General features: G+C 67.4%; 5 protein-coding genes and 1 pseudogene. 5 read left to right on the top strand and 1 reads right to left on the bottom strand.

The genetic code is table 11. The features are described from left to right. Together DMB66_RS57075 and DMB66_RS57070 are read left to right on the top strand one after the other, a co-directional pair. Nucleotides 1–1,177 (top strand): annotated as a pseudogene (locus DMB66_RS57075) (hypothetical protein); the annotation flags it as partial. Between the two features lie 23 nt (nucleotides 1,178–1,200). Continuing rightward, a complete protein-coding gene (locus DMB66_RS57070; RefSeq protein ID WP_125812342.1) occupies nucleotides 1,201–2,265 on the top strand; it encodes a S8 family serine peptidase in 1,065 nt (354 codons plus the stop codon). A gap of 6 nt (nucleotides 2,266–2,271) precedes the next feature. Here the strand turns inward: DMB66_RS57070 and DMB66_RS57065 are convergent, their stop codons facing one another. Then, nucleotides 2,272–3,504, bottom strand: coding sequence for a hypothetical protein (locus tag DMB66_RS57065; protein ID WP_125812341.1), 1,233 nt, complete (start codon nucleotides 3,502–3,504; stop codon nucleotides 2,272–2,274). 346 nt (nucleotides 3,505–3,850) lie between these two features. On the opposite strand from DMB66_RS57065, the gene DMB66_RS57060 reads away from it, so the two are divergent. The 3 genes from DMB66_RS57060 to DMB66_RS57050 form a co-directional block, all read left to right on the top strand. Beyond that, nucleotides 3,851–4,519 (top strand): hypothetical protein, encoded by a 669-nt coding sequence (locus DMB66_RS57060; protein WP_125812340.1) that lies wholly within the window; start codon nucleotides 3,851–3,853, stop codon nucleotides 4,517–4,519. Between the two features lie 222 nt (nucleotides 4,520–4,741). Continuing rightward, entirely contained in the window at nucleotides 4,742–5,452 is a 711-nt protein-coding gene (locus DMB66_RS57055) for a GntR family transcriptional regulator (protein WP_125812339.1), read from the top strand. A 153-nt stretch (nucleotides 5,453–5,605) separates the two neighbouring features. Further along, nucleotides 5,606–6,454, top strand: an 849-nt coding sequence (locus tag DMB66_RS57050) for a cytosine permease (RefSeq protein ID WP_233625571.1), incomplete at its 3' end; no start/stop codon positions are given.

Raw genomic sequence — 6,454 nt, 5'->3', positions numbered from 1 at the left:
GCCGCGGATCTGGGCGATGGTCGAGAACGAGGACGACCCCGAATCCTGGCGCCAGGTCGCGGCGCTGGGGTCGATGGCGGGACTGCTGAACGATCAGCGCAAGCGGCTGGAACTGGCCAAGGAAGCCCTCATCGAGGCGTGGCCTCCGGGGAAGAACAAGGCTGCGGCGGCGTTCGTCGACATGATCGACGACCTGCTCTTCAACATGGCGGAGAACAAGACGATCGCCGATTCGAACGCTGGCGCGCTGGGTCAGGTGCTCGAAGCGCTTCGGCAGGCGAAGGTGAAGGTCGAGCCGCTGTACCGGTCGTATCTCGAGAAGAACGACGACTGGGTGCCTGGCTGGTGGGACAATGCCGAGGACGAACTCGATGAAAAGGCGCGCGAGCAGATGCGCTACGCCGAGAACATCGTGGCTCAACCCGACAACGCCATCACGGCGCCCGATGTCTACGAGTTCCAACCCCGCACCTACATCGACAAGCTGATGGATGGGCCCGACGGCGACGGCTTCGACACTCAGGCGACTCCGTTCTCCACGGGCGCAACGGGCGGCGCAGGTAGTGGCATCTCGGTGCCGCACGATCCACCGCCCCCGCTGCCTGGAGCCGACTCGACAGGTTCCGGCGGTGGACGGCTGCCTCTCGCAACCGATCCCACGCCAGGCTCGGCCGGACCATCGTTGGCGGGTGTGATCAGTCCCTCGCCGAGCCTGCCACCACCGATCGCCTCGCCGGTGGCGTCGCCGCCGGTGTCCGGGTCCGCCTTCGTTCCCACGACGCCGGGTCTGATCATCGGTCCGGAAAGCACAGGTGGGCGCTCTTCCGTTGGCGGCGGGCAACGAGGTCTACCGGGATCGGTGATCGGCGGTGGCGTGCCAGGCCGAGGCGGCGCACCGAGCGCCAAGCCCGCCGCCCCTTCCTGGCTGCCAACAGGTCAGACGGGTGCTCGGGGAGCCGGAAGCAGAACCGGCACAGGAACCTCGATGCAGAACTCGATGATGCCGGCATCCCAAGCGCCAGGAAGCCGCCGCCGGAGCGGAGAAGGCGGCCAGCACCTGGCATTCGATCCCGATAACCCCTGGGCTACCGAGCAAGGAGTAGCTCCGGTGATCGAACCTTCGCGTGCGCAATACCGCCATGACCCCGGCCCCGGAGTGATCGGGTTGCGGCAGTGAGGACGTTTCCGGGCCACAGGCTGATGGCGGCAACGTTCGCTTGTCTTGCGACCATCGTGGCCTGCCCAACCCCTGCCCAAGCGGACCAGCACCGGGACCAGCAGTGGTATTTGAAGAGCCTCCGCGTCGCGGAGGCCCATCGGATCACTGAGGGCAAGGGCGTAACTGTCGCTGTCATCGACAGCGGGGTCTGGGCTGAGCACCCAGATCTTGCGGGTGCGGTGCTGCCCGGCTTCAATGTGCTGGGCAAGGGTGACGGCCGCGACGATCTTGAAGGGCACGGGACCGGGATCGCCGGGGTCATTGCGGCTCGAGGACGTTCCGGAGATCGCGGTGTATTGGGTGTCGCGCCTGCAGCCGTGATCCTGCCGGTGTCGCCGGCTGGGAGCCCGCTTGTGGTTACGAAAGCGATCGACTGGTCGGTCGAGCATGGTGCCAAGGTCATCAACATGTCGTTTCTGACCGGCAATACAGACGGGCTGGCCGCGGCGATAAAGAGGGCGGCAGATGCCGATGTCGTTCTGGTCGCAGGGTCGGGCAATGATGATGAAGTCGGCTCCGACAGTGAATACCCTGCCGCATATCCCGAGGTGATCGCGGTGGGAGCGGCCAACCGGGCAGGAAAGATCGCCTCCTTCTCGCATCCGGGCCCGCAACTGGATCTGGTCGCGCCTGGTGTGGATGTCACCGTGGCCAGCAGCGACCCAGCCAAGGAATATCAGCGGGTTCAAGGCACGAGCGTCTCCTCCGCGATCGTCTCGGGGGCGGCTGCGCTGATCAGGGCCAAGAACCCCGAGCTTTCAGCTGCACAGGTTGCCGAGGTGCTCGAGTCGACGGCCATCGACAAGGGAGCTGCCGGGCGGGACGACACCTATGGTCATGGCGAGCTTGATCTCATGAGCGCGCTTTCCGCTGCAGCGTCCGTGACGCGTCGTCCGGATGCGTCCGCAGGGACCGTGCCGAATTCTGGGTCTGACGGTGGCGAGTCCGGCTTGCCTGTCGTTGTGGTCGTCGGGGTGGGTGTGCTTGTTCTTGCCGGTGCTGTTGTTGCGCTTGTTGTCGGCGTTCGGCGGGGGCGGGGTCGGTGAGCCCCTTCAAGGCTTGAGCCAGGCCTGGATCTTCGGCAGGCAGGTGCTTTGCACCTGGTTCCACGGCGTGCCCAGTGCTGACATCGCCGCCGTTGCCGGTGGTTCGCCCTTGCGGGCCACTTCCTTGAAGAATGCCAGGAGTTTCGGTTCGCCGTAGGTTTCGCCCAGGCAGCGTATCGCCAGGAAGCCCATCGCGTAGTAGCCGAATCTTTCCGTTGGTTCCGTTGACCATTCCAGGTCCAGTTTGCCGGTCCAGCCCGTGGCGGCGACGTGCCTGCGGGCGTCGTCCACCAGCTCGTACGATTTTACCGGTGCGTCCGCGTACGCGATGTATTCGGCCATGCCCTCGATGATCCATTCGTCGCGGTTGTCCAGGGTGCCGAGCAGGGTTGCGATGTGGCCGAATTCGTGGCGGAGCAGGCGTTCGTCGGTCGGGTCCGCGTCCAGGGCCGTCGCGTCGATGATCGCGAAGGCCGTCTGTTCGCTTGTCCTGTCGACGAAGGCCGCCGCCTCGCGGTCCTCGCCCACCGCGTCCCGCCATTGTCGTTCGTCAGCCAGGAACACGACGTATCTGCCCGGGCCCGGCCGGGTCAGCGCGTACCGGTCCGCCACCCGCGCCGCGCGTTCCGCTGCCGGCAGCCAGGCCTGCGGGTTCGTTCCGGTCGCGTCCTTCGGGGCCGCCACCACCGCCCGGTCGCCGGTGGCGAAGGTCAGCTCCGTCTGTTTCCACGGCATCGAGCCGTCCGTCCCGATCTGGTCGAAGGCCGTCAGGACCGCGCGGCCACCGGTCACGATCCATTCGGTACGGGCCGAGATGATGTCGCCGGTCGGCACGTACGTCTCCGGTGTGCGCGTGCAGGGCGACGCCGCGAAGCACACCCGTACCTGAATCTCCGCGGTCCACCTCGGTCCCGGCCGGACCTTGCGGGCGCGGGGCAGCCAGCCCGATGTCTGCAGCCCGCGCAGGTTCGCGTACAGGCGGGTCAGGTCGCCGGACAGTGCCGGGTCGACGTCGCTCAGCCATCCGCTTCGGTCCCCGCGCAGCAGCGCGGCGCCCTGGCGGTCGAGGGTCGCGCGGATCGTTCGCTCGGCCTGTTGCACCCGGCCGGCGGTGGCCCGGCTGCGTGCCACGCTGAAGACGAAGACGCCGCCGCACAGCAGCGCCAGCACACCGAACAGAGCCAGCCAGCGGTCGGTCCGCCGTGGCGGCGGCGCTGCGGTGCCGGCCGGGTCGGTCACAGCCGGGCACCTTACCTGCTCCGCGGCCTGCCGACGAGCCGTGATCACTGTCGGTGGATGTTCGCACGGTGGTCACCAGCCTGAAATATGGAAGCGGTCTACTTTCAAATAGAGGACTGACTCGCGAGCCGGCATGCAACTTGCACGGCGGTTCGCCGTGCAAGTTGCATGTTTCGCGAGTCGCGGACCTGCTGCTCCAGCGTCGCCGCGCCGGTTTGACCGTCCTGCCGGTTTTCATTCATGGATGTTTTTGAGATCCCGGTTGAATTGTCTTCCTCTCGATCTCCGTGAGTGGAACTGTTCTAGCCAGACGTAGCGCCAGCGACACGGACGGTGGTGGTACCGAATGCGCCCAGACGTTCTGGTCGGTCCTAGCGAGTGGGTGGTCGAGCAGTTCGGCGACAAGGTTGCCGCGGAGCTCTGGACCCGAGTCCCCGAAGCGTTGAGCACCGCGATCGACCGCGAGGTCAACGCTCATCCCGCGATGACGACGACTACCGAACGAGTGCTTGCCAACCCGCGGTGGCCGTTGCCGTACGAGGAGTTGGTCCTTTTTCTCGGCACCCTGCCCGGCGCGGAGATCATCAGCGTCCCCAAGTCCGTCTACCAACTCGTGGTCATCCACGGCCACGTCGTCGTGCCCTGGTGTTACGGCCAGTCGGCGCGGATGTCCATGGCCGACGCCGAGGTGGGCCGCTCCTTCGGCCGGCTCGCCCGCGAGCTGCTGCGCCGCTTCGGACCGCCATGGCGGCGTTCCCAGGCGGAGGCGCCCCTGCCGCTCGACGCCGTCGACGAGCGTGAGGTCGCGAAGATCTGTGCGGCCATCGCCCTGATGGACCCGGCGCCCGAAGTCGTGATCGCCGGGTTCGCCGGCGCGCCGAATCTCGGCCTGCTGCGGGCCTGCCTCGGCGAGATCAAGTCGACCGACAACGGTTCGCTGAACTGGAGTCACCTCGACGACCTGCCCCTGCCGCCACCGGTGATCCCGCGGCCTCGCCGCATGCAGTTCCCCTAGCGAAGCCCTGCCTCGGTCCGCCGCCCCGCACTTACCGCAGGCGGCGGACTTCTTTGTGTGTCAGCCACGATGACCGGCTTGCTTCAAGGCGCAGTTCTTCTTCCGCGCCCGGCCCGCAGAAGATCATCAACGTCGTCAAGGCCAACGAGCTGAAGCTTCAGCCGTTGAGGTAGGGCGCGGGCATAGGGTCGGAGATCACGTCCTCGGTCTGAGGGAGCGGCGATGCCCAATCCGCGCGTCCGATCGGTGTTGCTCGCCCGGCTGAACAACCGGCCGGGAGGCAGCTCGCAGAGCGAGATCCTCGACGAGTTGCGGCGCTGCATCCTCGATGGCGAGGTGCCACCCGGCTCGCCGATCCCGGTGGACGGCGTGGCCGCGTCCTTCGGCGTGAGCCGCATTCCGGTCCGTGAGGCGTTGATGACCCTGATCGGGGAAGGGCTGGTCGACCACCGCGCCCGCACCGGATACCGGGTCGCGTGGATGACAGCGGCCGAGTTCGGCGAGATCTACCTGGTCCGGGAGGCGCTGGAGACCGCCGCGTTGCGGGCGGCTGTCGCACTGGCCGACGCGGAGGACGACGAGCAGGCCCGCGCGGCGCACGCCGCCCTGGAGGCCGCGGTCGTCGCCGGGGACAGCCGCGCCCACCATCGGGAGAGCCGGCGTTTCCATCTCGCGCTGATCCGGCCCTGCCGGATGCGGCGGCTGCTGCACATGCTCAGCACGGCGTGGAACATGACCGAGCCGTTGCAGCCGATGTCGCACCTCGACGCCGCCGAGCGCGCGTTGCTGCATCAGGACCACGCGGAGATGCTCGCGGCCTTCATCGCCCGCGACGCCGAGGCGCTCGGCGCGGTCTGCACGGCCCACCACCGGCGGCTGCAGGGCCTCATCGCCCGCCTCCCGCGGGACACCGGCCTGTTCGCCGAGGGATAGAGCCGAGGGATGGAGCTGCGGGAAGAGCTGCGGGACAGAGCCGCGGGACAGATATATCTCTCCGCTCATCTCGGCGAAACAGCCGATTCCTAGCGTGAGCTGCAACGAAGCCGCTCAACCCCAGGAGTGGGCATGGCCGATACCACTGTCGGAATGAGTTCGGACCTCGTCGAAGCGGCCGGCATGCCGGTCGGCTCGGGAGAGATCAAGCCCGAGTACGATCCCCGGCTCACCAACGAGGACCTCGCCCCGCTGCGCAAGCAGACCTGGGGTTCCTACAACATCTTCGCCTTCTGGATGTCCGATGTGCACAGCGTCGGTGGCTACGTCACCGCCGGCAGCCTCTTCGCGCTCGGCCTCTCCAGCTGGCAGGTGCTCGTCTCCCTGCTCATCGGCATCACGATCGTCTACTTCTTCTGCAACCTGGTCGCCAAGCCCTCCCAGCTCACCGGCGTGCCGTACCCGGTCATCTGCCGCACCGTCTTCGGCGTCCTCGGCGCGAACGTGCCCGCCATCATCCGCGGCGCGATCGCCGTCGCCTGGTACGGCATCCAGACCTATCTCGCCTCGGCCGCCCTCGACGTGGTGGTGCTCAAGCTCTTCCCCGCGCTGATGCCGTACGCGGACGTCGACCGGTACGGCTTTCTCGGCCTGCCGCTGCTCGGCTGGTGCACCTACGCCCTGCTCTGGGTCCTGCAGGCGGCGGTCTTCTGGACCGGCATGGAGACCATCCGCAAGTTCATCGACTTCTGCGGCCCGGCCGTCTACGTCGTCATGATCGTGCTGACCGGCTACCTCATCTACCAGGCCGGCTGGGGCGCCATCAACCTGAACCTGGGCGAGGTCAGCTACACCGGCTTGAGCGCCGTTCCGGTCATGCTCGGCGCGATCGCCCTGGTGGTCTCGTACTTCTCCGGGCCGATGCTGAACTTCGGGGACTTCTCCCGGTACGGCAGGTCGTTCCGGGCGGTCAAGCGCGGCAACCTGCTCGGCCTGCCGGTG

It is taken from the genome of Actinoplanes sp. ATCC 53533, assembly GCF_003947245.1.
Note: the sequence above shows the minus strand (reverse complement) of the source record. Positions and strands in the feature narration are given on the sequence as shown.

Coding starts and splice junctions, on each gene's coding strand:
- DMB66_RS57070 (WP_125812342.1), top strand. CDS start 1,201: ATGGCGGCAACGTTCGCTTGTCTTGCGACCATCGTGGCCTGCCCAACC.
- DMB66_RS57060 (WP_125812340.1), top strand. CDS start 3,851: ATGCGCCCAGACGTTCTGGTCGGTCCTAGCGAGTGGGTGGTCGAGCAG.
- DMB66_RS57055 (WP_125812339.1), top strand. CDS start 4,742: ATGCCCAATCCGCGCGTCCGATCGGTGTTGCTCGCCCGGCTGAACAAC.